The sequence below is a fragment of the Pseudomonas sp. IT-93MI4 genome, from assembly GCF_949767635.1.
GTDB classification, from domain to species: Bacteria; Pseudomonadota; Gammaproteobacteria; order Pseudomonadales; family Pseudomonadaceae; genus Aquipseudomonas; species Aquipseudomonas putida_A.
The window spans coordinates 88,984-112,019 of the sequence record NZ_CATKPP010000055.1 but is presented as its reverse complement, the minus strand read 5'-3'; the positions used below and the strand labels follow the sequence as shown (position 1 = coordinate 112,019).

23 protein-coding genes are annotated in these 23,036 nt (G+C 56.5%); 9 read left to right on the top strand and 14 right to left on the bottom strand.

The window, feature by feature from the left end:
• Window positions 1-68 precede the first annotated feature (68 nt).
• A complete protein-coding gene (gene rsmI, locus ACM6I7_RS21505; RefSeq protein WP_096797142.1) occupies window positions 69-974 on the bottom strand; it encodes a 16S rRNA (cytidine(1402)-2'-O)-methyltransferase in 906 nt (301 codons plus the stop codon).
• Between the two features lie 177 nt (window positions 975-1,151).
• On the opposite strand from rsmI, the gene ACM6I7_RS21500 reads away from it, so the two are divergent.
• The 4 genes from ACM6I7_RS21500 (at window position 1,152) to ACM6I7_RS21485 (ending at window position 4,598) form a co-directional block, all read left to right on the top strand.
• Window positions 1,152-2,963, top strand: a complete 1,812-nt coding sequence (locus ACM6I7_RS21500) for a penicillin-binding protein activator (RefSeq protein WP_027612187.1) — start codon at window positions 1,152-1,154, stop codon at window positions 2,961-2,963.
• Complete coding sequence (locus ACM6I7_RS21495; RefSeq protein WP_027612188.1) at window positions 2,963-3,325, top strand: YraN family protein; 363 nt, start codon at window positions 2,963-2,965, stop codon at window positions 3,323-3,325. Before ACM6I7_RS21500 ends, ACM6I7_RS21495 begins: the two co-directional genes overlap by 1 nt.
• Before the next feature lie 104 nt (window positions 3,326-3,429).
• Window positions 3,430-4,023 (top strand): phosphoheptose isomerase, encoded by a 594-nt coding sequence (locus ACM6I7_RS21490; RefSeq protein ID WP_007961622.1) that lies wholly within the window; start codon window positions 3,430-3,432, stop codon window positions 4,021-4,023.
• The gene (locus ACM6I7_RS21485) at window positions 4,020-4,598 is read left to right on the top strand and encodes a BON domain-containing protein (protein ID WP_007961621.1); all 579 of its coding nucleotides are present in this window, start codon (window positions 4,020-4,022) and stop codon (window positions 4,596-4,598) included. The genes ACM6I7_RS21490 and ACM6I7_RS21485 overlap by 4 nt, the downstream gene beginning before the upstream one ends.
• Window positions 4,599-4,649: 51 nt before the next feature.
• Here the strand turns inward: ACM6I7_RS21485 and ACM6I7_RS21480 are convergent, their stop codons facing one another.
• The 7 genes from ACM6I7_RS21480 to rplM form a co-directional block, all read right to left on the bottom strand.
• Window positions 4,650-5,063 (bottom strand): ClpXP protease specificity-enhancing factor, encoded by a 414-nt coding sequence (locus tag ACM6I7_RS21480; protein ID WP_027612189.1) that lies wholly within the window; start codon window positions 5,061-5,063, stop codon window positions 4,650-4,652.
• A 16-nt stretch (window positions 5,064-5,079) separates the two neighbouring features.
• Window positions 5,080-5,697 carry a glutathione S-transferase N-terminal domain-containing protein gene (locus tag ACM6I7_RS21475; protein WP_007961620.1) on the bottom strand — a complete coding sequence of 206 codons (618 nt, stop codon included), beginning with the start codon at window positions 5,695-5,697 and terminating at the stop codon, window positions 5,080-5,082.
• Between the two features lie 146 nt (window positions 5,698-5,843).
• Complete coding sequence (locus ACM6I7_RS21470) at window positions 5,844-6,626, bottom strand: cytochrome c1 (protein WP_007917027.1); 783 nt, start codon at window positions 6,624-6,626, stop codon at window positions 5,844-5,846.
• Complete coding sequence (locus ACM6I7_RS21465) at window positions 6,626-7,837, bottom strand: cytochrome b (RefSeq protein WP_027612190.1); 1,212 nt, start codon at window positions 7,835-7,837, stop codon at window positions 6,626-6,628. The genes ACM6I7_RS21470 and ACM6I7_RS21465 overlap by 1 nt, the downstream gene beginning before the upstream one ends.
• Window positions 7,837-8,430: a ubiquinol-cytochrome c reductase iron-sulfur subunit gene (gene petA / locus ACM6I7_RS21460; protein WP_003228055.1), complete on the bottom strand. Its 594-nt coding sequence runs from the start codon at window positions 8,428-8,430 to the stop codon at window positions 7,837-7,839. The genes ACM6I7_RS21465 and petA overlap by 1 nt, the downstream gene beginning before the upstream one ends.
• 270 nt (window positions 8,431-8,700) lie before the next feature.
• Window positions 8,701-9,093 (bottom strand): 30S ribosomal protein S9, encoded by a 393-nt coding sequence (rpsI, locus tag ACM6I7_RS21455; RefSeq protein WP_007961615.1) that lies wholly within the window; start codon window positions 9,091-9,093, stop codon window positions 8,701-8,703.
• Between the two features lie 14 nt (window positions 9,094-9,107).
• Window positions 9,108-9,536, bottom strand: coding sequence for a 50S ribosomal protein L13 (gene rplM, locus ACM6I7_RS21450; RefSeq protein WP_003228062.1), 429 nt, complete (start codon window positions 9,534-9,536; stop codon window positions 9,108-9,110).
• Window positions 9,537-9,780: 244 nt separating this feature from the next.
• Here rplM and ACM6I7_RS21445 point away from each other — a divergent pair, with 244 nt between their 5' ends.
• Window positions 9,781-10,821 (top strand): NADP(H)-dependent aldo-keto reductase, encoded by a 1,041-nt coding sequence (locus ACM6I7_RS21445; protein ID WP_346649840.1) that lies wholly within the window; start codon window positions 9,781-9,783, stop codon window positions 10,819-10,821.
• 100 nt (window positions 10,822-10,921) lie between these two features.
• Here ACM6I7_RS21445 and ACM6I7_RS21440 read toward each other — a convergent pair whose 3' ends face one another.
• Entirely contained in the window at window positions 10,922-12,058 is a 1,137-nt protein-coding gene (locus ACM6I7_RS21440) for an acyl-CoA dehydrogenase family protein (RefSeq protein WP_115988927.1), read from the bottom strand.
• Between the two features lie 250 nt (window positions 12,059-12,308).
• Between ACM6I7_RS21440 and ACM6I7_RS21435 the strand changes: the two genes are divergently transcribed.
• Window positions 12,309-13,205: a GlxA family transcriptional regulator gene (locus tag ACM6I7_RS21435; protein WP_171061848.1), complete on the top strand. Its 897-nt coding sequence runs from the start codon at window positions 12,309-12,311 to the stop codon at window positions 13,203-13,205.
• 179 nt (window positions 13,206-13,384) lie between these two features.
• Here ACM6I7_RS21435 and zapE read toward each other — a convergent pair whose 3' ends face one another.
• The 3 genes from zapE to ACM6I7_RS21420 form a co-directional block, all read right to left on the bottom strand.
• Entirely contained in the window at window positions 13,385-14,479 is a 1,095-nt protein-coding gene (gene zapE / locus ACM6I7_RS21430; RefSeq protein ID WP_007961607.1) for a cell division protein ZapE, read from the bottom strand.
• A gap of 90 nt (window positions 14,480-14,569) precedes the next feature.
• A complete protein-coding gene (locus ACM6I7_RS21425) occupies window positions 14,570-15,925 on the bottom strand; it encodes a tryptophan--tRNA ligase (RefSeq protein WP_097086224.1) in 1,356 nt (451 codons plus the stop codon).
• Between the two features lie 24 nt (window positions 15,926-15,949).
• Window positions 15,950-16,579: an alpha/beta hydrolase gene (locus ACM6I7_RS21420; protein ID WP_097086289.1), complete on the bottom strand. Its 630-nt coding sequence runs from the start codon at window positions 16,577-16,579 to the stop codon at window positions 15,950-15,952.
• Between the two features lie 144 nt (window positions 16,580-16,723).
• On the opposite strand from ACM6I7_RS21420, the gene ACM6I7_RS21415 reads away from it, so the two are divergent.
• Window positions 16,724-17,158 (top strand): YhcB family protein, encoded by a 435-nt coding sequence (locus ACM6I7_RS21415; protein WP_027612195.1) that lies wholly within the window; start codon window positions 16,724-16,726, stop codon window positions 17,156-17,158.
• Between the two features lie 253 nt (window positions 17,159-17,411).
• Here the strand turns inward: ACM6I7_RS21415 and ACM6I7_RS21410 are convergent, their stop codons facing one another.
• Window positions 17,412-18,146, bottom strand: coding sequence for an OmpA family protein (locus ACM6I7_RS21410; RefSeq protein ID WP_007961595.1), 735 nt, complete (start codon window positions 18,144-18,146; stop codon window positions 17,412-17,414).
• Window positions 18,147-18,263: 117 nt separating this feature from the next.
• Complete coding sequence (locus ACM6I7_RS21405; RefSeq protein ID WP_414889239.1) at window positions 18,264-18,920, bottom strand: MBL fold metallo-hydrolase; 657 nt, start codon at window positions 18,918-18,920, stop codon at window positions 18,264-18,266.
• A gap of 647 nt (window positions 18,921-19,567) precedes the next feature.
• Here ACM6I7_RS21405 and ACM6I7_RS21400 point away from each other — a divergent pair.
• Together ACM6I7_RS21400 and ACM6I7_RS21395 are read left to right on the top strand one after the other, a co-directional pair.
• Window positions 19,568-21,754, top strand: coding sequence for an ATP-binding protein (locus tag ACM6I7_RS21400; protein ID WP_414889238.1), 2,187 nt, complete (start codon window positions 19,568-19,570; stop codon window positions 21,752-21,754).
• Between the two features lie 2 nt (window positions 21,755-21,756).
• Complete coding sequence (locus tag ACM6I7_RS21395) at window positions 21,757-23,025, top strand: hypothetical protein (protein ID WP_285374093.1); 1,269 nt, start codon at window positions 21,757-21,759, stop codon at window positions 23,023-23,025.
• Window positions 23,026-23,036 lie beyond the last annotated feature (11 nt).

Here is a 23,036-nt window from a genome sequence, read left to right as displayed (position 1 = left end):
GCGCAGGTTAACGGCAGAGCGCCCGAAGAACAAGCGCTAATAGCCGTGAAACCCGTCTGCGCGACGGGTTACCCGCCCTTCTGCTGTTCCAGTGCGACCTGATACAGCACGTTTTTGCGCTCGCCGGTGATTTGCGCGGCCAGAGCGGCGGCACGCTTGAGCGGCATCTCTTCGAGCAACAGATTGAGCACGCGCATCGCTTCGCTGCTGACGGCGTCTTCGGACTCCGGCGCAGACCAGCCGGCGACCAGCACCACACACTCGCCGCGCTGCTGGTTGCTGTCGGACTCGACAAACGCACGCAGCTCAGCCAGCGGCAACCCCTTAAGCGTCTCGAAAGTCTTGGTGATTTCCCGGGCCAGCAATGCCTGACGCTCTCCACCGAACACCGCTTCCATGTCCTGCAGGCATTCGAGAATGCGATGCGGGGCCTCGTAGAAAATCAGCGTGCGCGGCTCTTCTTTGACTGCTTCCAGGCGCGCCTTGCGCCCTACCGACTTGGCCGGCAGGAAGCCTTCGAAGATGAACCGGTCGGAGGGCAGGCCCGCCGCCGACAGCGCCGCGATCAAAGCACAGGCGCCCGGCACCGGCACCACATTGATCCCCGCCGCCCGCGCCTGACGCACCAGGTGGTAACCCGGATCGGAAATCAGTGGCGTCCCGGCATCGGAAATCAGCGCGACGTTATCGCCCGCCAGCAAACGGGTAATAAAGCGGCTACCTTCATCACGCTCATTGTGTTCATGGCAGGCGGCCAACGGCGTGGCAATGCCGAAGTGCTGCATCAGCCGCGCCGAGTGCCGCGTGTCTTCAGCGGCGATCAGCGCCACTTCGCGGAGGATTTTCAGGGCCCGGGCGCTGATGTCGTCCAGGTTGCCGATGGGCGTCGCCACCACATAAAGCGAGCCAGCAGCGGAATTCAAAGGACCTGGAGCAGTCAAAGCGCACACCTCGTGTTCGGTAAAAGCCGGCATTGTAACGCGTCATGAGGCTTGCGAACCGTATGAGCCGAGCACGGTTTTGCACGCAGTTGTGCGCCGCTGCAACATTTACTCCAGCTAAATTGATTGATTCACGCCAGTAACATCGCGCCCCGGCCAGTGCTTGGGTACAATTCCACGCTAATTTGATCGAGTATCAGGAACACTTACATGATCGCTTGCCTGCGGCTGTTCACTGCCCTCTGCCTCGCTGCCTTGCTGGCGGCCTGCGCCAGCTCCCCTTCCTCCAGCCTTGGCGAACTTCCACGGACTCCGGATGCCAGCATCGAGCAACTGCTCGAACAGGCTACCCAGGCCAAGACGCCGGAAAAAGCCGCGCTGTTGCGCTTGAGCGCGGCAGACCTGGCATATCGCCAGGGCAACGCCGGCCAGTCCGCGCAGATCCTGCAACAAGTGCCGATGGAGCAGTTGAAGCCAGGCCAGCAGATCTTCGCCAGCACCCTGTCCGCTGAACTGGCGATGACCCGCAATCAGCCGAAAGCTGCGCTGACAGCCCTGAGCCATCCAAGCCTGCAGCACCTGAGCGAAATGCCGGAAGATCAGCAAGTGCGCACCGGCACCGTGCATGCCCGCGCACTGGAAGCCGACGGCCAGACCCTGGCGGCCGCTCGCGAGCGCATCTTCATCGCGCCAATGCTCAAAGGCGAAGCCGCGAGCAAGAACCACGAAGCGATCTGGATCCTGATCGCCTCGCTGCCGACCGATCAGCTGCAACCCAACACCGCCGACGATCTCGGCGGCTGGATGGGTCTGGCCCTGGCCGTGAAAACCGCCGGCACTCTGGAACAGCAGCAAGCGGCGATCGATGCCTGGCGCGCGCAGAATCCAAAACACCCGGCTGCGATCAACCTGCCGCTGCCCCTGACCAAACTCAAGGAACTGGCCAGCCAGCCCCTGAGCAAGATCGCCCTGCTGCTGCCGCAAGACGGCCCACTGGCCTCGGTCGGCAAGGCCCTGCGCGAAGGCTTCATGGCGGCGCACTATCAAGCGCAACAGGCCGGCCAGAAGCCGCCCGCCATCGAGTTCTACGACAGCTCCAAGCTGACCTCGATGGACGAGTTCTACCGCAAGGCCCAGGCTGATGGCGTGCAACTGGTGGTCGGCCCGCTGGAAAAACCGCTGGTCAAACAACTGAGCACCCGTCCGCAACTGCCGATCACCACCCTCGCATTGAACTACAGCGAAGGTGATCAGGGTCCGGCGCAACTGTTCCAGTTCGGCCTGGCGGCTGAAGACGAAGCCCGCGAAGTTTCGCGTCGTGCCCGCGCCGACGGCCTGCACCGCGCGGCGATCATGGTGCCGAAAGGCGAATGGGGCGACCGCGTACTGCGCGCGTTCAGCCAGGACTGGCAGGCCAATGGCGGCAGCATCGTCGCCACCGAACGTGTCGATCAGCCGGTGCAACTGGCCCAGCAGATCGCCGACATGTTCCAGCTGCGTCAGAGCGAAGCCCGCGCCAAGAGCCTGCAGAACGCCGCTGGCACCAACGTCGCCGCGCAGCCGTCGCGTCGTCAGGACATCGAGTTCATCTTCCTCGCAGCCACCCCGCAACAGGCGCAGCAGATCAAGCCGACCCTGAACTTCCAGTACGCCGGTGACGTTCCGGTGTACGCAACGTCCCACGTCTACAGCGCCAGCGGCGATGTGAACCAGTACAACGACATGAACGGTGTGCGCTTCTGCGAAACCCCGTGGTTGCTGGAAGCCAATGACCCGCTACGCCAGCAAGTCACCGCGCAATGGCCACAAGCGGCCGGTAGCCTCGGCCGCCTGTACGCCATGGGCGTCGATGCCTACCGTCTGGCACCGCGCCTGGGTCAGTTGAAGGCGCTGCCGGACAGCCGCATCGAAGGTCAGTCGGGCAGCCTGGGCATGACCCAGACCCAACGCGTGGTGCGTCAGTTGCCATGGGCGCAGTTCGTCAACGGTCAGGTTCAACGCCTGCCGGACACCCCGCGCTGATGCCCGACGGCTCCCACCTGCAAAGCGGCAAGGATGCCGAACGCCAGGCGCTCGAGCATCTGCAACACCACGGTCTGCGCCTGCTGGCGCAGAACTGGTCATGCAAACGGGGCGAGCTTGATCTGGTCATGCTTGATGGCGATACAGTAGTATTCGTCGAAGTCCGCTACAGAAAAAACACTCAATGGGGTGGCGCGCTCGCTAGCATCGATGAGCGCAAACGGCAGAAACTGATTTTCGCCGCACAGTATTTTCTTCAGCGTGAGTCACGCTGGGCCGATTCCCCTTGCCGCTTCGACGTGGTGGCCATCGACAGGCACCCGGATCAGTTGAACTGGTTGCAGAATGCGTTCGATGGTTGATTCTCTGCACACCACCCCGGACACTTTCACCGACAATTTTTGCTCTTTGCTTTGCGGGCTGCACATTCACGTGCCGAACAGCCGCGCTACTTAAGGTCACACAGATGGACATGCAATCCCGAATTCGCCAGCTTTTCCAGGCCAGTATCGACACCAAGCAACAGGCGATGGACGTACTTGCACCGCACATCGAGCAAGCCAGCCAGATCATGGTCAACGCCCTGCTCAACGAAGGCAAAATGCTTTCGTGCGGCAACGGTGGCTCTGCCGGCGACGCCCAGCACTTCTCCTCGGAGCTGCTCAACCGCTTCGAGCGCGAACGCCCGAGCCTGCCAGCCATCGCCCTGACCACCGACAGCTCGACGATCACCTCGATCGCCAACGACTACAGCTACAACGAAGTGTTCTCCAAGCAGATCCGCGCACTGGGTCAACCAGGCGACGTATTGCTGGCGATTTCGACCAGCGGTAACTCGGCAAACATTATTCAGGCGATCCAGGCCGCACATGATCGCGAAATGATTGTCGTAGCATTGACTGGCCGCGATGGCGGCGGCATGGCTTCGCTGCTGCTGCCTGAAGATGTCGAGATTCGCGTACCGGCCCATGTCACTGCACGTATTCAGGAAGTCCATCTGCTGGCGATCCATTGCCTCTGCGATCTGATCGACAGCCAACTGTTCGGGAGTGAAGAATGACCCCTAATCGCCTTGGCCTTCTGGCCTTGACCCTGTGCCTCGGCATCAGCGGCTGCACCTCGGTGGTGAATGCCAGCCGTGAAGCGCCGATTGAAGACGACCGCGGCACCCGAACCTTCGGCAGCAAAATCGACGACTCGCTGATCGAGACCAAAGTCGGCGTCAACGTGGCCAAGGCCGACCCCGGCCTGGACAAGGACTCGCATATTGTCGTCACCAGCTTTAACGGCGTGGTGCTGCTCGCCGGCCAGACGCCGCGCGAAGACCTCAAGGCCAAGGCCGAACAGGCCGCCGCCAACGTCCAGCGCGTGAAGAAGGTGCACAACGAGCTGCAAGTGATTGCGCCGTCGAGCTTCCTCGCCCGCCAGAACGACGCCTGGCTGACCACCAAGATCAAGACCCAGATGCTGACCGATGCCAGCATTCCCGGCTCGCGCATCAAGGTCGTGACCGAGAACGGCATCGTCTATCTGCTGGGCCTGCTGACCAAGCAGGAAGCCCAACAGGCGACCAACCTGGTGCAGAGCGTTTCCGGTGTGCAGAAAATCGTGAAGCTGTTCGAATACATCGACTGATACGCGACGAGCAGATACAAAAAAGGCGATCCATCCGGATCGCCTTTTTTATTACTTCACCACTTTCAAGCTTGGCCGGCCGCTTGGTCGCGGCGGCTCGCTGCCCGGTGGCGGCAAGTCGTCATCCGGCTCGATATCGTCTTCGTCATCCATCGGCGACTCGAGATCGAACACCATGCCCTGCCCGTTCTCCCGGGCGTAGATGCCCAGAATCGCGCTGATTGGCACATACAGACTGTGCGGAACGCCACCGAAGCGACCCTCGAAGGTCACCACGTCGTTGTCCATGTGCAAGTGCCGCACGGCGCTGGGCGAAATGTTCAGGACAATTTGCCCGTCACTGGCAAAGCCCTGCGGCACCTGCACTGCCGGGTATTCGGAATTGACCAGCATGTGCGGGGTGCAATCGTTATCCACAATCCACTCGTAGAGCGCGCGGACCAGATAAGGTCGACTGGAGTTCATAGCGGCTCCTTAAGCCTTAGCGCATATCGCGTTCGACGCCAGACAGACTCGCCTGGAAAGCCTCACGCGCAAACTGGCGCTCCATATAATCAAGCAGCGGCTTGGCCGGCCGCGGCAGTTCAATACCCAGAATCGGCAAACGCCAGAGTATTGGCAATAGGCAGCAATCCACCAGACTTTGTTCCTCACTGAGGAAAAACGGCTTGTCGGCAAACAGCGGCGACACGCCCGTCAGGCTTTCACGCAATTCCTTACGCGCCACGACACGCGCGGCCTCCTTGGACTTGGGATCAAGAATCAGATCCACCAGACCACACCAGTCGCGCTGAATACGGTGAATCAGCAGACGACTGTTGGCACGCGCCACCGGATAAACCGGCATCAGTGGCGGATGCGGGTAACGCTCATCCAGATATTCCATCACCACGGTCGACTCCCACAACGCCAGGTCGCGATCGACCAGCGTCGGGAGACTGCCGTAAGGGTTCACCTCAATCAGTTTAGGCGGCTGGCGACCAGCTTCCACGTAAATGATTTCGGCGCTGACACCCTTCTCTGCAAGCACGATGCGCACTCGGTGGGAATAGTGGTCGGCGGGGTCGGAGTAACAGGCCAACCGATTGGTCACGCCCATGGCGATCCTCCTCGCTTGTTGAAATTATCGGAACCGGAAAAACGCGCGCGCCCAGAGGGCGCCTCCCGCAACGCCTGGCGAACCAGGTGTCGCGTTATCGGAGGCGCCCTTGGGCGCGCGCGATTAACAGCAATGCTTGAAGCGTATCAGTGCACGTCTTTCCAGTATTCACGCTTGAGCAGGTAGGCGAACACAAAGAAGAACGCCAGGTACAGCAAGACGTAAGTACCGATGCGCTGATGTTGCAGCTTAACCGGGTTAGCCGAGTAAGCCAGGAAGGTTACCAGATTCTTGACCTTCTCATCGAACTGCTCTTCGTTCAGAGCACCGGATTTCGGCACGATGGTCAACTGATCGCACGCTTCATGGGTCAGCGGCGTACCGGTCAGCGGATCGTATTGCTTCTTGCCGTCCTCGACGATCTGCACTTGCTTGCAGCCAACCACCTGGCGACCTTGCAGGCCGACCAGCACGTTAGGCATGCCGACGTTCGGGAAGACCTTGTTGTTCACGCCCCAAGGACGTGCCGGATCTTCGTAGAACGAGCGCAGGTAACCGTAGAGCCAGTCAGTGCCACGCACGCGAGCCACCAAAGTCAGGTCCGGCGGCGCAGCACCGAACCAGGTCTTGGCGTCCGCCGGCTGCATGCCGATGTTCATGTGGTCGCCGATCTTGGCGCCAGTGAACACCAGCTTCTCGAGCATCATTTCGTGGGGAATGCCGAGGTCATCGGCCACCCGCTCGTAACGCTGGAACTTGGCACTGTGGCAACCCATGCAATAGTTGGCGAAGGTTCGCGCGCCATCTTGCAGGGCAGCCTTGTCGGATACATCGATGTCGACTTTTTCCAGCTCCGGACCACCGTGTTCGGCGGCGAAAGACAGCACGGGCAGAGCAGCAAAAATCAGAGCAAAAAATAACTTTTTCATCAGCCAGTCACCCTTTCCGGAACCGGTTTGGTCTTCTCGAGCCTGGTGTAGAACGGCATCAGAATGAAGTAGGCGAAGTACAGGAAGGTGCAGATCTGCGACACCAGCGTGCGCTCCGGCGTCGGAGCGAGTACGCCCAGAATGCCGAGGATCACGAAGGAAATGCAGAACACCACCAGCCATGCTTTGCTCATCCAGCCCTTGTAGCGCATCGATTTGACCGGGCTGCGATCCAGCCACGGCAGCACGAACAACATGGCAATCGAGGCGCCCATGGCGATCACGCCCATGAGTTTGTCCGGGATCGCACGCAAGATCGCGTAGAACGGCGTGAAGTACCAGACCGGGGCAATGTGCTCAGGCGTCTTGAACGGGTTGGCTTGCTCGAAGTTTGGTTTTTCGAGGAAGTAGCCGCCCATTTCCGGGAAGAAGAACACGATAAAGCAGAAGATGAACAGGAACACCACTACGCCGACGATGTCTTTCACGGTGTAGTACGGATGGAAGGCAATGCCATCCAGTGGGACACCGTTTTCGTCTTTGTGCTTCTTGATGTCGACGCCATCAGGGTTGTTCGAGCCGACTTCGTGCAGCGCCAGAATGTGCAGCACCACCAGACCAAGGATCACGATCGGCAGCGCCACGACGTGCAGGGCGAAGAAGCGGTTCAGGGTAATCCCGGAGATCAGGTAGTCACCCCGAATCCACTGGGTCAGGTCGTTACCGATCACCGGAATCGCACCGAACAGCGAGATGATCACCTGGGCACCCCAGTAGGACATCTGACCCCAAGGCAGCAGATAACCCATGAAGGCCTCGGCCATCAGCGCCAGGTAGATCAGCATGCCGAATACCCAGACCAGTTCACGTGGTTTCTGGTACGAACCGTAGAGCAGGCCACGGAACATGTGCAGATAGACCACGATGAAGAACGCCGAGGCGCCGGTGGAGTGCAGCAGACGCAGGATCGAGCCGTACTCGACATCGCGCATGATGTATTCGACGGAAGCGAACGCCTCTTCTGCCGACGGCGTGTAGCTCATCGTCAGCCAGACACCGGTGACGATCTGATTGACCAGCACCAGCAGCGCCAGCGAGCCGAAGAAATAGAAGAAGTTGAAGTTTTTTGGCGCGTAATACTTGCTGAGATGGTCTTCCCACATTTTGGTCGCTGGGAAGCGCGCATCAACCCAATCCATGAACTTGCTCATCACGCTTTCTCCGTATCGACGCCAATGACAATCAGGTCATCGGTCTCATAGGAATGCGGGGGAACTGGCAGGTTCAAAGGCGCGGGTTGCGACTTGTAGACGCGGCCAGCCAGATCGTAGTGGGAGCCGTGGCAAGGGCAGAAATAGCCACCGACCCAGTCTTTACCCAGATCTGCAGGCGCCACTTCGGGACGGAAGGTTGGTGAGCAACCCAGGTGCGTGCAGATCCCGATCAGCAGGAGAATTTCCGGCTTGATCGAACGCACTTCAGGGTCGACATAGGTGGGTTGCGTGGAGTTCTTGGAAGTCGGATCGGAGAGCTGGCCCTCGATCTTCTTGAGATTCCCCAGGATTTCCGCAGTACGGCGGACAATGAACACCGGCTGGCCGCGCCACTCGGCAATCATCTGCTGTCCTGGCTCGATCTTGCTGACATTCACTTTCACCGGTGCACCGGCGGCTTTCGCCTTGGCACTGGGAAACCATGACCCCACGAACGGGACCGCAGCCCCCACCGCTCCTGCAGCACCCACCACGGATGTGGCTGCTACCAAGAAGCGACGCCGGCCTGCATTCACGCCGTCATTGCTCATTCAGTCCTCTCCCATCAGCTTTGTGGCCTGTTAAATCAGGCATCTACTAAATAAATCAATGTTACTTATAAAAATTTTGCCGAGATGGTAATGAAAAGCCCCAATTCTGACAAGGGAATTACCCGGAGCTCATACCCTCAAGCCTTGCAGTATAGGGGGTCTACGAATGTGGCAAGTTGTCACAGCGCAATTCTTTTGATAAATCGCAGGCATAAAAAAACGCCCGGTTCCGTGAGGAATCGGGCGTTCTTTTTTGAACGTGGAAACGAATTAACGCTTCGAGTACTGCGGGCGCTTACGCGCTTTACGCAGACCAACTTTCTTACGTTCAACTTCACGGGCGTCGCGAGTAACGAAGCCTGCTTTGCGCAGAGCGCTACGCAGGGTTTCGTCATAGTCCATCAGAGCGCGAGTGATGCCGTGGCGGATTGCGCCAGCCTGACCACTTACACCACCACCGATGACAGTGACGTAGATGTCGAACTTCTCGACAGTCTCGGTCAGTTCCAGCGGCTGACGAACTACCATGCGGGCAGTTTCGCGGCCGAAGAACGAGTCCAGGGAGCGGTTGTTGATGGAGATGTTACCAGTACCCGGACGCAGGAAAACGCGTGCGGTTGCGGTCTTGCGACGGCCAGTGCCGTAATTTTGAGTCGCCGACATAATGAACTATTCCGTTAAATCTTCAGTTCTTGGGGCTGCTGAGCAGTATGAGGGTGTGCAGCGCCCGCATAGACTTTCAGCTTACGGTACATGTCACGACCCAGCGGGTTCTTAGGCAGCATGCCTTTAACCGCGGTCTCGATCACGCGCTCAGGGGCTTTGGCGATCAGCTTTTCAAAGTTGATCGACTTGATGCCGCCCGGGAAACCGGAGTGGGAGTAGTACATTTTGTCAGTGGTTTTAGCGCCGGTTACACGGATCTGCTCGGCGTTGATTACGACGATGTAGTCGCCGGTGTCAACGTGAGGAGTGTACTCAGGCTTGTGCTTGCCACGCAGACGGCTCGCGATTTCGGTGGCCAGACGACCCAGGGTCTGACCAGCAGCGTCGACGACAAACCAGTCGCGCTTTACTGTTTCCGGTTTAGCAGTAAAAGTTTTCATTCTTTATAGCCTCAGGGGCCGCCTGTAAATAAGACGGCGGATCTTACTGAATAGTGCGTACTTTGACAAGTCAAAGGCAGCCGGATACAGACGCTTTCGGGGGCTCGGGTCGGCGCGTCCGTTCAACGGCAAGATTCTTCGGCGGCGGCGCATCACTTCCACTGCAGAAAGAGGTCGGCAATTATGCAGATTGCGAAAAAATTTTCAACCTGCTTTTATGATTGTTTTGCCCAAGGAGCACCCGATGGACTATCGCCAGCTAGGCCGTACCGACCTGAACGTGAGTGCAATCTGCCTCGGCACCATGACCTGGGGCGAGCAAAACACTGAAGCTGAAGCCTTCGCCCAGATTGAACGGGCCAAGGAAGCCGGGATCAATTTCATCGACACCGCCGAGATGTACCCGGTGCCGCCGAAAGCCGACACCTACGCCACCACCGAGCGCTACATCGGCAATTACTTCAAGCGTCGCGGCGACCGCGCCGACTGGATCCTAGCCAGCAAGATCGCCGGCCCCGGCAACACCATCGACTACATCCGCGACAAGAACCTGCGTCACAATCGCCAGCACATCACCGCCGCGGTGGATGCCAGCCTCGAGCGCCTGCAGACCGATTACATCGACCTTTATCAATTGCACTGGCCGGAGCGCAGCACCAACTTTTTCGGACAACTGGGCTACAAGCACAAGATCGAGGCCAACCTGACACCGCTCGAAGACACGCTCGAAGCCCTCGACGAGCAGGTCAAGGCCGGCAAGATCCGCTACATCGGTCTGTCCAACGAGACGCCGTGGGGCACCATGCGTTTCCTCGCGCTGGCCGAAGCCCGTGGCTGGCCGCGTGCGGTGTCGATCCAGAATCCGTACAACCTGCTCAACCGCAGCTTCGAAATCGGTCTGGCGGAAATCGCCATCCGCGAACAGTGCGGCCTGCTCGCCTATTCGCCGCTGGCGTTCGGTTTCCTGTCGGGCAAGTACGAGGGTGGCGCGCGCCCACCGAAAGGCCGCCTGAGCCTCTACAGCCGCTTCAGCCGGTATTTCAATCCGCAATCGGAAGCTGCCTGCAGCCGTTACGTGGCCCTGGCTCGTGAGCACGGTCTGGACCCGGCGCAAATGGCGCTGGCGTTCGTCACCCAGCAACCGTTCGTCACCAGCAACATCATTGGTGCGACGACGCTTGCGCAACTGGACAGCAACATTGCCAGTTTTGATCTGAAACTTTCCGATGAAGTGCTGGCGGGAATCGAGGCGATTCACAAGGATCACCCGAACCCGGCGCCTTGATCAATCCCTAAAAGCTTCGCGAGCAAGCCCGCTCCCACAGGTACGGTGATCCCTGTGGGAGCGAGCCTGCTCGCAAAGAGGCCCGTCAATGCAGCGAAGATCAAAGCGAGCGCGCAATGATCTCCTTCATGATTTCATTGGTGCCGGCATAGATGCGCTGCACGCGCGCATCCGCCCACGCCCGGGCCACCGGGTATTCCCACATGAAGCCGTAGCCGCCATGCAACTGCACGCACTCGTCGAGCACCTTGCATTGCAGGTCGGTGCCCCAGTATTTGGCCATCGCGGCTGTCGGAACGTCGAGCTTGCCTTGCAGGTGCAGTTCCAGGCACTTGTCGACAAATACTCGGCCGATCTGAATCTCGGTAGCCATTTCCGCCAGTTTGAAGCGGGTGTTCTGGAAGTCGGCAATCGCCTTGCCGAACGCTTTGCGATCACGGGTGTAATCCAGCGTCCATTGCAGTGCCGCTTCGGCTGAGGCCAGACCACCAATCGCCACGGTCAGACGCTCCTGCGGCAATTCCTGCATCAAATAAGCGAACCCTGCCCCGGCCTGACCCAACAGGTTTTCCTTGGGAACACGCACGTCCTGGAAGAACAATTCCGACGTGTCCTGGGCCTTCATTCCGACCTTCTCCAGGCGTTTGCCCTTCTCGAAGCCAGGCGTATTCGCTTCCACCACAAACAGGCTGGTGCCCTTGGCGCCGGCCTTCGGATCAGTCTTGGCGACCACGATCACCAAATCAGCGAGGAAGCCGTTGGTGATGAAAGTCTTGGAGCCGTTGATCACGTACTCGTCGCCGTCCAGCACTGCGGTGGTCTTGACCCCTTGCAGGTCGGAACCGGCACCCGGTTCGGTCATGGCAATCGCACTGACCATCTCGCCAGAGACCAGTTTCGGCAGGTATTTGTGCTTAAGCGCTTCGCTGCCGTAATGCAGGATGTACGGTGCGACGATGTCCGAATGCAGCGAAAAGCCGATACCGGTCAGACCCAAGCGACCGACCTCTTCGATCACCACCGCGCTGTACAGAAAGTCCGCGCCCAGGCCGCCGTATTCTTCCGGCAGGTGTGAGCAGAGCATCCCCGCCTCCCCGGCCTTGTTCCACAGCTTGCGGTCGATGTGGCCTTGTTTCTCCCATTGCGCATGGAACGGCACAGCCTCTTTTTCGAGGAAGGTTCGTACGCTGTCGCGGAACAATTCGTGCTCGGAGCTGAACAAGGTTCTGGGGATCATGCGGCACCTTTCATTCTTGTTGGAGGGATATGACCTTCAGAGACTAAGCCTCACCTCCGACACAGGACACTGGACACATCCGACAAAAAATAAGACGATCCAGCCGTCTGGTGACCACTTTCCCTTATAAAAACAAAACAAAAGTTGAATTATGTCCAAGCAAGTCTCCACGCCCTTGCGGCGCGTCAGCATCCTGGCAATCGACCGGGTTTTCGCATCCACTCTCATGCAGGCCAAGGATTTCTTCCATCTGGCCAGCCTGCGTTACGGCAAACAACTGGGCCACGGCCTGACACCGGCGTTTGAAACCCGCCTGGTCAGCCCCGACGGCAAACCGGTGAACAGCTTCAGTGACGTGATGATGCCGGTGGACGGCGGCCTGGAAAACGCCGACGTCATCATCCTCCCGGCGTTCTGGGACGACTTTGAAACCCTGTGCGGCCGTTATCCACAAATCCTGCCGTGGCTGCGCGAGCAGCATGCCCGCGGCGCCGTGCTCTGCGGCGAAGCCACCGGGGTATTCTGGCTGGCCGAGGCCGGACTGCTCAATGGCAAGGAAGCGACCACCTACTGGCGTTTCTTCAATGCCTTCGCCGAGCGCTTCCCCAAGGTGTACCTCAATCAGGACAAGCACCTGACCGACGCTGACAACCTGTATTGCGCCGGCGGCACCACTTCGGCCTGCGATCTCTATATCTACCTGATCGAACGCTTCTGCGGCGCCAACGTGGCGCAAGCCGTGGCCCGCGACATTCTGTATGAAGTGCAGCGCAGCTATTCGCCGGGACGTATCGGTTTCGGCGGGCAGAAGCTCCACCAGGACGTGATCATCCTGCAGATCCAGCACTGGCTTGAAGAGCATTTCGCCGACAAGTTCCGCTTCGAAGACGTGGCCCGCGAGCACGGCATGAGCATCCGTAATTTCATGCGCCGCTTTCAGACTGCGACTGGCGACAAGCCGCTGCACTACCTGCAACGGTTGCGTATAGAGACCGCCAAGGGCTTGCTGTCCGGCAGCCGCAAGAGCATCAAGACCATCAGTTATGAGGTCGGCTACGACGATGCGAGCTTCTTTGCGCGGCTGTTCCGCCAGCACACCGAGTTGTCGCCGAACCAGTATCGGCAGCAGTTTCAGCAGGCTGCGTAGCTCTCCCACAACAGCGTAATGCCCCTGTGGGAGCGAGCCTGCTCGCGAATTCGGTTTCCACATTCAACAAAATTGTTGGCTGACTCACCGCTTTCGCGAGCAGGCTCGCTCCCACAGGGGAAATTCAGCGCACAAAAAAGGGCCTGCAATTGCAGGCCCTTTTTCTTTGCCGAAGCTGTTTAAGGCTTGTGCGCCCGCGACAGGAATTCGTGCGATTGCATCTCCAGCAGACGGCTGAGCGTACGCTGGAATTCAAACGTCAGGCGTCCGCCGGTGTACAGGTCTTTCAACTCGACTTCGGCAGAAATGATCAGCTTGACGTTACGGTCGTAGAACTCGTCGACCATGTTGATGAAGCGCCGGGCGATGTCGTCGGTGGTGACGCTCATCTGCTCGACGCCACTGAGCAGCACCGCGTGGAAGATCTTGCCCAGTTCGATGTAGTCGTTCTGGCTGCGCGGGCCGTCGCACAGTTCGCGGAAGTCGAACCAGGCCACGTCGTCGCAGGTGCGCAGGGCACGGATTTCGCGGTTCTCGATGATCAGCACATCGTTTTCCACCGCTGCCGTGCATTCCGGCGTCAGGGCCTTGAAGCTCTTGCGCAGGCTTTCATGGGCGGCTTCGTCCAGCGGATAGTGGAACAGCTCCGCTTGTTCGAGGTGGCGCAGTCGGTAGTCGACGCCGCTGTCGACGTTAACGATTTCGGTGTTCTGCTTGATCAGCGCAATAGCCGGCAGGAAGCGCGCGCGCTGCAGACCGTCCTTGTACAGGCCGTCCGGAACGATGTTCGAGGTCGCGACCAGGGTCACGCCGTTCTTGAACAGCTCTTCCATCAGCGTGCCGAGGATCATCGCGTCGGTGATGTCCGAAACGAAGAATTCATCGAAGCAGATCACTCGCGACTCGGCCGCAAAGCGCTTGGCGATGATGGTCAGCGGGTTTTTCTCGCCGCCGAGGGTTTTCATCTCTTCGTGCACACGCTTCATGAAGCGGTGGAAGTGGGTGCGGGTCTTTTCCTTGAACGGCAGCGCTTCAAAGAAGGTGTCGACCAGATAAGTCTTGCCGCGACCCACACCGCCCCAGAAGTACAGGCCCTTGACCGGCGTCTGATCCTTCTTGCCAAACAGCTTGCCCAGCAAACCCGGCTTGTTCTGCTCGGCCGCGATCAGATCGTCGTACAGGCGCTGCAGATGACGCACGGCAGTTTCCTGCGCGGCGTCATGGAAGAAGTCCGGGCGTTTCAGATCAGCTTGGTATCGTTCTAGGGGCGTCATAATTCGTTAGCAAGGCAACAAAAACGGGCCGTCACTGTAGCGACGGCCCGTAGGAATGGCAATCAGCCCTTGGTCGGGCCGCGCCGCGGATTAGTCCTGAACCGGGGTCAGCGCAACGCGCAGAGCCTCGATGGCCGCGTCTCGCGCAGCAGTATCGGCGAACGCCGGGCTGTCGCCAACGCACTCGCCTTCCAGCCACACGCTGAAGCTCAGGTCTTGATTGCGAATGTCCAGCGCCTGACCGGCTTGCAGTTGTTTGGTCACTTGGCCTGCAGTTTTGCCGTCGGCGAAGTTGCGCGACAGCAATAGTTGCTCGCCATCAGCCGCCAGCAGACGGAAGCGGAAGCTGCCGTCGTCTTCACGGAAGCTGACGAAACGTGCAGCTTTCACGGCTTTCTTTTTGCTGGTCGCCGCGACTTGCACCTGATTGACGAACGAACGCAGGCCGACCGCTTCACGCAGTTCGTTGAGGAACGGCGTCGCCACCGCACGAGCCTTTTTCGCGCCGTGTTGCAGGATGTCTTCCAGATCCGCCGGGCGCTCGATCAACTGGTGATAGCGCTCGCGGGACTCGCCCAGTTCATTGTCGAGCAACTGGAACAGACGATTCTTCGCCTCGCCCCAACCCAGACCGCCGAGCAGTTCGCTGCGGAATTCGTCCGCCTGCGCCGGTGTGGCGAACGCCTGAAACAGAGTGAACAGGTGCGAGTTGTCCGGATCTTTGGCTTCGCCCGGCGCTTTGGAGTCGGTGACGATCCGCGAGATCGCGTCCTTCATCTCTTTGGCGCTGGAGAACAGCGGGATGGTGTTGTCGTAACTCTTCGACATCTTGCGCCCGTCGAGGCCGGGCAAGGTCGCCACGCTTTCCTCGATCAGCGCTTCGGGCATGGTGAAGAACTCCTTGCCCTGGCCGAACAGGTGGTTGAAGCGCTGGCCGATGTCGCGGGCCATTTCCACGTGCTGGATCTGGTCGCGACCGACCGGCACCTTGTGCGCGTTGAACATCAGAATGTCCGCCGCCATCAGCACCGGGTAGCTGTAGAGGCCCATGGTGATCCCAGAATCCGGGTCCTCGCCGGTTTCGACGTTCTTGTCCACCGAGGCCTTGTAGGCGTGCGCCCGGTTGAGCAAGCCTTTGGCGGCGACGCAGGTCAGCAGCCAGGTCAGCTCGGGGATTTCCGGGATGTCGGACTGGCGATAGAAGGTCACACGGTCGACATCCAGGCCACCGGCCAGCCAGGTCGCGGCGATTTCCAGACGCGAGCGCTGGATGCGCAGCGGGTCATCGCATTTGATCAGGGCGTGGTAGTCGGCCAGGAAGTAGAACGAATCGGCATTGCTGTCGCGGCTGGCGAGGATCGCCGGGCGGATGGCGCCGGCGTAGTTGCCCAGGTGCGGCGTGCCGGTGGTGGTGATGCCGGTGAGGATACGGGTACGGTTCGTCATGGGTAATCGCTTGTCAGACTGCAATCAATTCGAGAGACGCGGCAGGATCAGATCCTTGAGATCGGTCAGCTTGCCATGAAAAAAGTGTCCGCATTCTGCCACTTTCAGCAGCTCATGGGGGCGCTGGAGTTTTTCCGACCAGTCGTAGACCAACTGCGGATCGATCACTTCGTCGGTTTCCGGCTGGATCACGGTCAGCTCGCCGTGCTGTGGCAGTTGATCCTGATCGCCCAGGCGCATCACCGCCGGCGCGACCATGAACAGCTGCTTGAGCTGCACGCCTTGGGCTTCGAGACGACCGCCGAGACTTGCTGCAACAAATCCACCGAAGGAGAAACCGAACAGGGTCAGCGGCAGCTCCGGATGCTTTTCCAGTAGCCATGCTGCGGCAGCCTGAGCGTCGTCGACTTCACCGCTGCCCATGTCGTGGGAGCCTTCGCTGGCACCGACGCCGCGATAGTTGAAGCGCAAGGTGATCAAACCTGCGTCGCGCGCGGTGCGCTGCAGGGTCGAGACGACCTTGTTGAGCATGGTGCCGCCCTGCACCGGGTTCGGATGGCAGATCAGCGCGATGCCGACTGGCTGCTCGTTATCGAGGTACAGCGCTTCGATTTGGCCGACTGGGCCGGCAATCACTACAGGGGTTTCACGCATCAGCAAGGAAGGAACTCCGTGACCTCGAATCGGGTCGACTCGTCTAGCAAATTGTCTGTGCCAATCTATTGCGAGTGAATCGCGGTATACAGCGCAGGTTCGAGCCGTTAACGTAAAGCAAAGCCGTTTATAGAGGAAGGACTCGTGGAACACTCGCTCTTAGTTTGGTTGTTACCGACTCTTGCCCTGGTTGTGGGTGTCGCCATTGGATTCCTGATCGCTCGCGTCGCACCGAATGCCGCGCCGAGCCGCACGCAGCGTCAACTGGATGATATCCAGGAGCGTTTCGACAGCTATCAAAACGAGGTGGTCACTCACTTCAACAGCACCGCGACGCTGGTCAAGAAGCTGACCCAGAGCTATCAGGAAGTGCAGGATCATCTCGCCGAGGGTGCCAACCGCCTGGCCCTGGACGAGCAGACCCGTCAACGCCTGATCGCCGCTTTGCACGCCGATGCCGCGCAGGCACCGCGCGAACGCCTGACGCCGCCGCGCGATCAGGAGCCGCCACGCGACTACGCACCGAAAGCCCCAAACTCGCCTGGCATGCTCGATGAGCATTATGGCTTGAAGAAGTAATCAGTCTTCGCTGCAAGCAAAAAGCCCCCGGACAATTCGGTTGTCCGGGGGCTTTTTTGTATCTGATGATTGAGGGTGATTGGTCCGGCCCCTTCGCGAGCAAGCCCGCTCCCACAGGGTCATGTGGTGAACGCAGATTCTGTGAACAACACCCATCCCTGTGGGAGCGGGCTTGCTCGCGAAAGGGCCAGCACGGGCAACCCAAAAAAATGCCCGGTCACAAGACCGGGCATTTCTTCACTCAAGCATTCACTTACGGATACTGCTGAACCGTCCCCGGCTGTTGTTGCTGACCACCATACTGCTGACCCGGAATCGCCTTCAGGTTGACCTCGACGCGGCGGTTCTGCGCGCGGCCATTGACGTCACCGTTGCTGGCAATCGGGTTATCCGGGCCGGCGCCACGGGCCGAGAGGTTGGCACCGCTGACACCTTGCGAGGTCAGGTAGGTGGCCACGCTCTGCGCACGACGCTGAGACAGGTCCATGTTGTGCTGGCGGCTGCCGGTGCTGTCGGTGTAGCCGACGATTTCGATCTGGTTCTGGTTGAACTCTTTCAGCGAGTTCGCCAGATTGTTCAGCGGCTGATAGAAGCTTGGCGCGATGTTCGCCGAGTCGGTGGCGAAGGTAATGTTGCCTGGCATGATCAGTTTGATCTGGTCGCCCTGGCGCTGCACTTCAACCCCGGTGTTGGCCATGCTGGCGCGCAGCTTTTTCTCTTGCTGGTCGGCGTAGTAACCGTAACCGGCCGCCGAAGCACCTACCACCGCCGCGCCGATCAAGGCGCCCTTGCCACGGTTGTTGTGGTCGATGGCGGCACCCGCCAGGGCGCCGGCCAGCGCACCGAGACCGCCGTACTTGGCGGTTTTGCTCATGCCTTGCGAGCCACCGTCGGCCTGCCCCTGATTGTCATACGGGTTGGGCGAGGCGCAGCCGGCCAACATGGCCACAGCGGTAGCAACAATAATCAAACGAGGCGTGGTGAACATGAAGAGCTCCTGGTTTTTTTCGCATTCTGTGTGGCAGCGGCCCTAGGCAATAGACCTGTGCGGGCGTTGGATCATGACAATGCCGAAAAATTCCGCCGCACACTCATGACAAAATGTTTAGGCGCGCACGAACGGGTTTTCCCGCATTTCATCCCCGAGACGCGTGTCCGGACCATGCCCGGCAACCACGATTGCGTCTTCGTCGAGGGTGTACAGCCGCTGCTTGATCGATCGCACGATGGTCGCCTGATCGCCGCCCCACAAATCCGTGCGCCCTACCCCGCGACGAAACAGCGTGTCGCCGGCAATCAACAGCTTAGCCTCGGAAAACCAAAAGCTCATGGAACCGGGCGTATGTCCCGGCGTATGCAGCGCCACGCCGCAGCCGCAGGCCAGTTCTTCATCGTCGCTCAACCAGCGATCCGGCGACGGTACCGGGGTGTAGGGCACACCGAACATCTGGCATTGCATTTCGAGGTTGTCCCACAGGAACTGGTCTTCCTTGTGCAGATGCAGGGTTGCGCCAGTCTTTTCCTTCATCTGCCCGGAGGCGAGGAAGTGATCGAGATGCGCGTGGGTATGGATGATGCTGACCACTTTCAGGCCATGCGCATTGAGGCGCGCCATGATCAGGTCGGGGTTGCCCCCCGGGTCGACGACGATGGCTTTCTTGGTGATTGGATCGCCGATGATCGTGCAGTTGCACTGGAGCTGGCCGACGGGGAAGGTTTCGCGGATGAGCGTGTCTTTTGTAAACAAAATCGGAGATATCATTTATGCGAACCGTAGGTCTACCGCGAACGTGATAACGCGGAGCGATAGGGTTAATTAAAATTAACAAATAAGACACATCGAAGACCAAAAATATCCTGGACTTTGTACAACAAAGCTGCGCAATGCAACGGCCTTCGTTCCCACAAAATAAAAGCAAAAAAGCAAGGTCAAGGGGTTTCAAAAATAATGCGTTCGCAGTAAAAGTAGAGCTTTATCGTTGCGGCTGCACCACGCAAGACCACGGAGATACACCATTGCTTTACGAAAGCATAAGCCTAGGAAGGAAGGCAACACCAAAAAAATCATTAGAATCTTCTTTCGTCAATAACGGGCCTACGCCCGACTACAGCACGCAGTCAGGTTATAAAGTCACGGAACCTTATTCTAGCGCTAACTTGAGCTTTTTCTTGAATAAAAACGCATCAATTGGACATAACAGCATATTCGACACGCAAAGCCAAACCATCGCATTTATCCCTTTAGTATATCAGTCATGCATAAACCCCAATAATGTTAATCCTATCGAACACCACTACGGGATTGCCATAACAAGATCGCGAAAAATAAATATAAGCAGCAGCAAAAAAATTGCGAACTCATTAGACCTTACCTTTTTTTGGGTTAAACGTAATTAGTAGAGGCCCTAATTGAAAAATCTGGTAGAAAAACGTGGAAAGTTATTATTCACAGTCGATTCAGCTTTGCTCAGAGAGCTCGGTGAACGTCTCGTAGGTAAAGCTCATATCGCCTTGGCTGAACTAGTGAAAAACTCGTTTGATGCTGACGCTACTAAATGCACGATAACATTTAGGGCTAATGAAATTGAAATTGTGGATGACGGGCATGGGATGACCTTACAGGAATTTGAACGTTTCTGGATGCGCGTCGGCACAACCCATAAAGCAGGCGAGGTATACTCTCGAACTCTGAGACGCCCACTAACTGGATCAAAGGGCGTCGGTCGACTCGCGGTTCAATTTTTAGCAAACAAAGTTGAGATTCAATCTACTGCAGCAGGCGGCAATCTTTCCCTCAATGTTAAAGTAGATTGGAATGATGCAGTTCATCATGAGTTTATTACAGAAGCAAGTGCAGATTTCGAACTAACATCATCCCTAAGCAGTTACGCAAACGACTCACCCCACGGATTTAGAGTAATACTTTCAGGTTTGAGGCAGGATTGGGACAATCAGTCTTTAAAGGGTTTAGCACAAGAAGTCTGGACACTAAAAGCGCCATTTGACGGATTTGCCGGAAAAGGAAATCTTGATCAAAGCCATAACTTCAACATTGAAATTGAATCAAGCGAAGACACAGACCTAGAGCTTTCATCGTTCAGCCAACAAGCTTCCGCAGCGATTGAACAGTGGATAGCTAAAATTGAGGGTGTAATAGAGCGAGGTAGGAAAAACAACAAACAAAGAGTAAAAATCACCTTTCAAGATGGAAAGGTGTTTGAAGAAAGTTTCTACGTATCAGAAAATGAAAACTGTCAAATAGATTCAGCCACTTGGGAAATCCGAATATTCAATTTGTCCGGGCACTACGGTTCAAAAATCAAAGTAGGAGATGCACGAAAATATTTCTCAGAGTTCGGAGGTGTCCATGTATATGACGGCCCCTTTCGCCTACCCTATTATGGTATTGAGCAAGACTGGCTAGGTATAGAGCTTGATCATTCTCATCGAAAAGTTAGATCGGCTCTATTACCATCCCATTTTCATGTAGAGCGGGCACTTAATGACCTACCGACTCAGGGTAGGATACTTGGTGTAGTAAGAATCAACACCGGTAGCGAACACCAACATGCCTCTCCAAGAGCAATAAAAAGCGGTGACTACCTAAAAATTCAAGTTACACGCGATCGCCTTCAGATAAACAAAGCTTATGACCAGCTTAAAAACGCCGTTCGACGATCCGTGGATTTATATGCAGTATTCTCAATGCGTCAACGCCATGAGAATGCTCGAAGAGAGCGCCCCGAACTCAGCCCAGTTTCGCAGGCTGTCGGCCTTCAAGGTCTTCTCTCAGAGTATAAAAATGAGATTCCGAAAAGAGTTTACAACGAAGTATCCGCCGCTATTGAAACATTCACTAGCTCGGTCGAAAAAGAACAAGTTTACTCTGATTCAATCACAAGCTTACTAGGCCCTCTCGCCACCGCAGGTATGTCGGCACTAGCGCTGGAACATGAAACATCAAGACAACTCTCTATTTTAGAAAGAATCGCGAAAAACCTCAGCGGCTCTGGTATCCGAGCCGAAGAAAGTGCTAAAGAAATAAGAAAATGGATACTCGACTTCAAATCCATGAGAAGAGTATTTGAACCACTTGCGAACCAAGAAGATAGAGAAACCATTAAACCGCTTCGAGCCGCGCGAGTGATTGACATTGTTATTGACTCACTACAACACTTTATGAACAGCACAACAGTAACACAAGATATTCCCACAAACATCTTACTTCCAGCCGCAACCTTCGTTGAGTGGCAAGGGATATTCCAAAACGTATTTACAAATGCTTTAAATGCGATGCTCGCGGTCAAGCAAGTGAGAAAGATACATGTCGATGCCGGCTATCGCGGCAAGAATAGAGCATGGGTGCATATATCGGATTCAGGTTCTGGTGTCGACTTATCAGATACCGAAACGTTATTTGAGCCGTTTAGAAGGAAGGGAGATATTCCCGAGCAGCGACGAGCAATGGGTTTGGGCGGGCATGGACTTGGGCTAACCATTGTGCAGATGATCGCAGAAAGCCGCGGATGTAGCGTTAGGTTTGTTGAGCCGGCGCAGGGTTTCAATACGACCTTTGAAATCGAATGGAGGATATAAATATGAAAATAACCGTCGCTCTTATTGACGACTATGAAGAAAACCAGACTCAAAGCCTGAGCAATATTAAACATGCGATAGAGTCTATTAGTGAATTCCCACACGAAGTTGAATTTAAAAACATCCCACTAAAAGAAAAAAATGAACTTATAGAAAAAATAACCGGAATCTTGTCTGACTCAAGCAAACTAGACACAGCACCAAACTCACTTAGAAGCCTGGAGGGAGTAGATGTACTATTCCTTGATTACCAACTTCCAAAGTTAGACGGCCATGCGTGGTTAACCGCCGAAGATCTGGCCGGTGCTTTTCGGGCTTTCTCTCAAATCCCCGTTGTTTGTATACTCAATCGATTCCACGAAGTTGACTTTGACCTAAGCCTTTTAGCTCCAACGGTCACCGCTGCGGATCTTCATTTAAACGCAGAAAGCTTAGTTTGCGGTACTCTTTGGGTAAAACCAGAGTCTAGAAAACTGCCTATCGACATGAATAGGGAGAACTTTCGGCCTTGGTACTGGCCATCGCTGCCAGAATTAATCGATGATATTCATCAATGCCGCAAAGATTTAATGGGTATTGAGTTAAAAGACACCAAAGTATTCGACTTCCTAAATTTCAATGAGGATGATTTCAGAGCATTGACAAAAACTGCTCTCGGATTCATTAACCCTCAGTCACCAGAACCACAGAATGCAACCTTCTTAGACTTTTTCATGCATGGTTGCAACGGCTGCATCACTGAAGAAATCAAGACTTGGGTTCTTACAAACCCTGAAGAGATTGAGCGCAAAAAAATCGCTACATCCGTAATAGTAGCCCAAATGAAGAGATGGCTTACTCATATGGTGATGGCGTCTGGTGATGCAGTCGCTGACATTCCGCACCTAATTTCGAGAATGTATTGGATACAACAAGGCGATGTAAGCATCAACGATACGTGGCTGAGAGCGGGGAGCTTTACAAATGAAAAAATTCTTCACGATGCTTTGGAGGAATTCACATTTAAAAAGAGACACTGGCTATCTCGTGACGGTTATTGGACGCAAAGAATTGAGGCTTCGGATAAATTAGATAAGCTTTATCAAATTGATGTCGAAATTGATGAATTGAATCTACCTGTTTATCTTGAGGACTTTTCTATTTTCGTAACACGGGAGGAAACAGATGAATTCAGCTCAGCATTGAATTCCATTTGGTCAAACAGATACATTTCTCGGACAGCATTCAAAGCGCGAGAAATAAAATACGCACCTAAAGTTCGCCTGATATAGTGAGCCCCTTT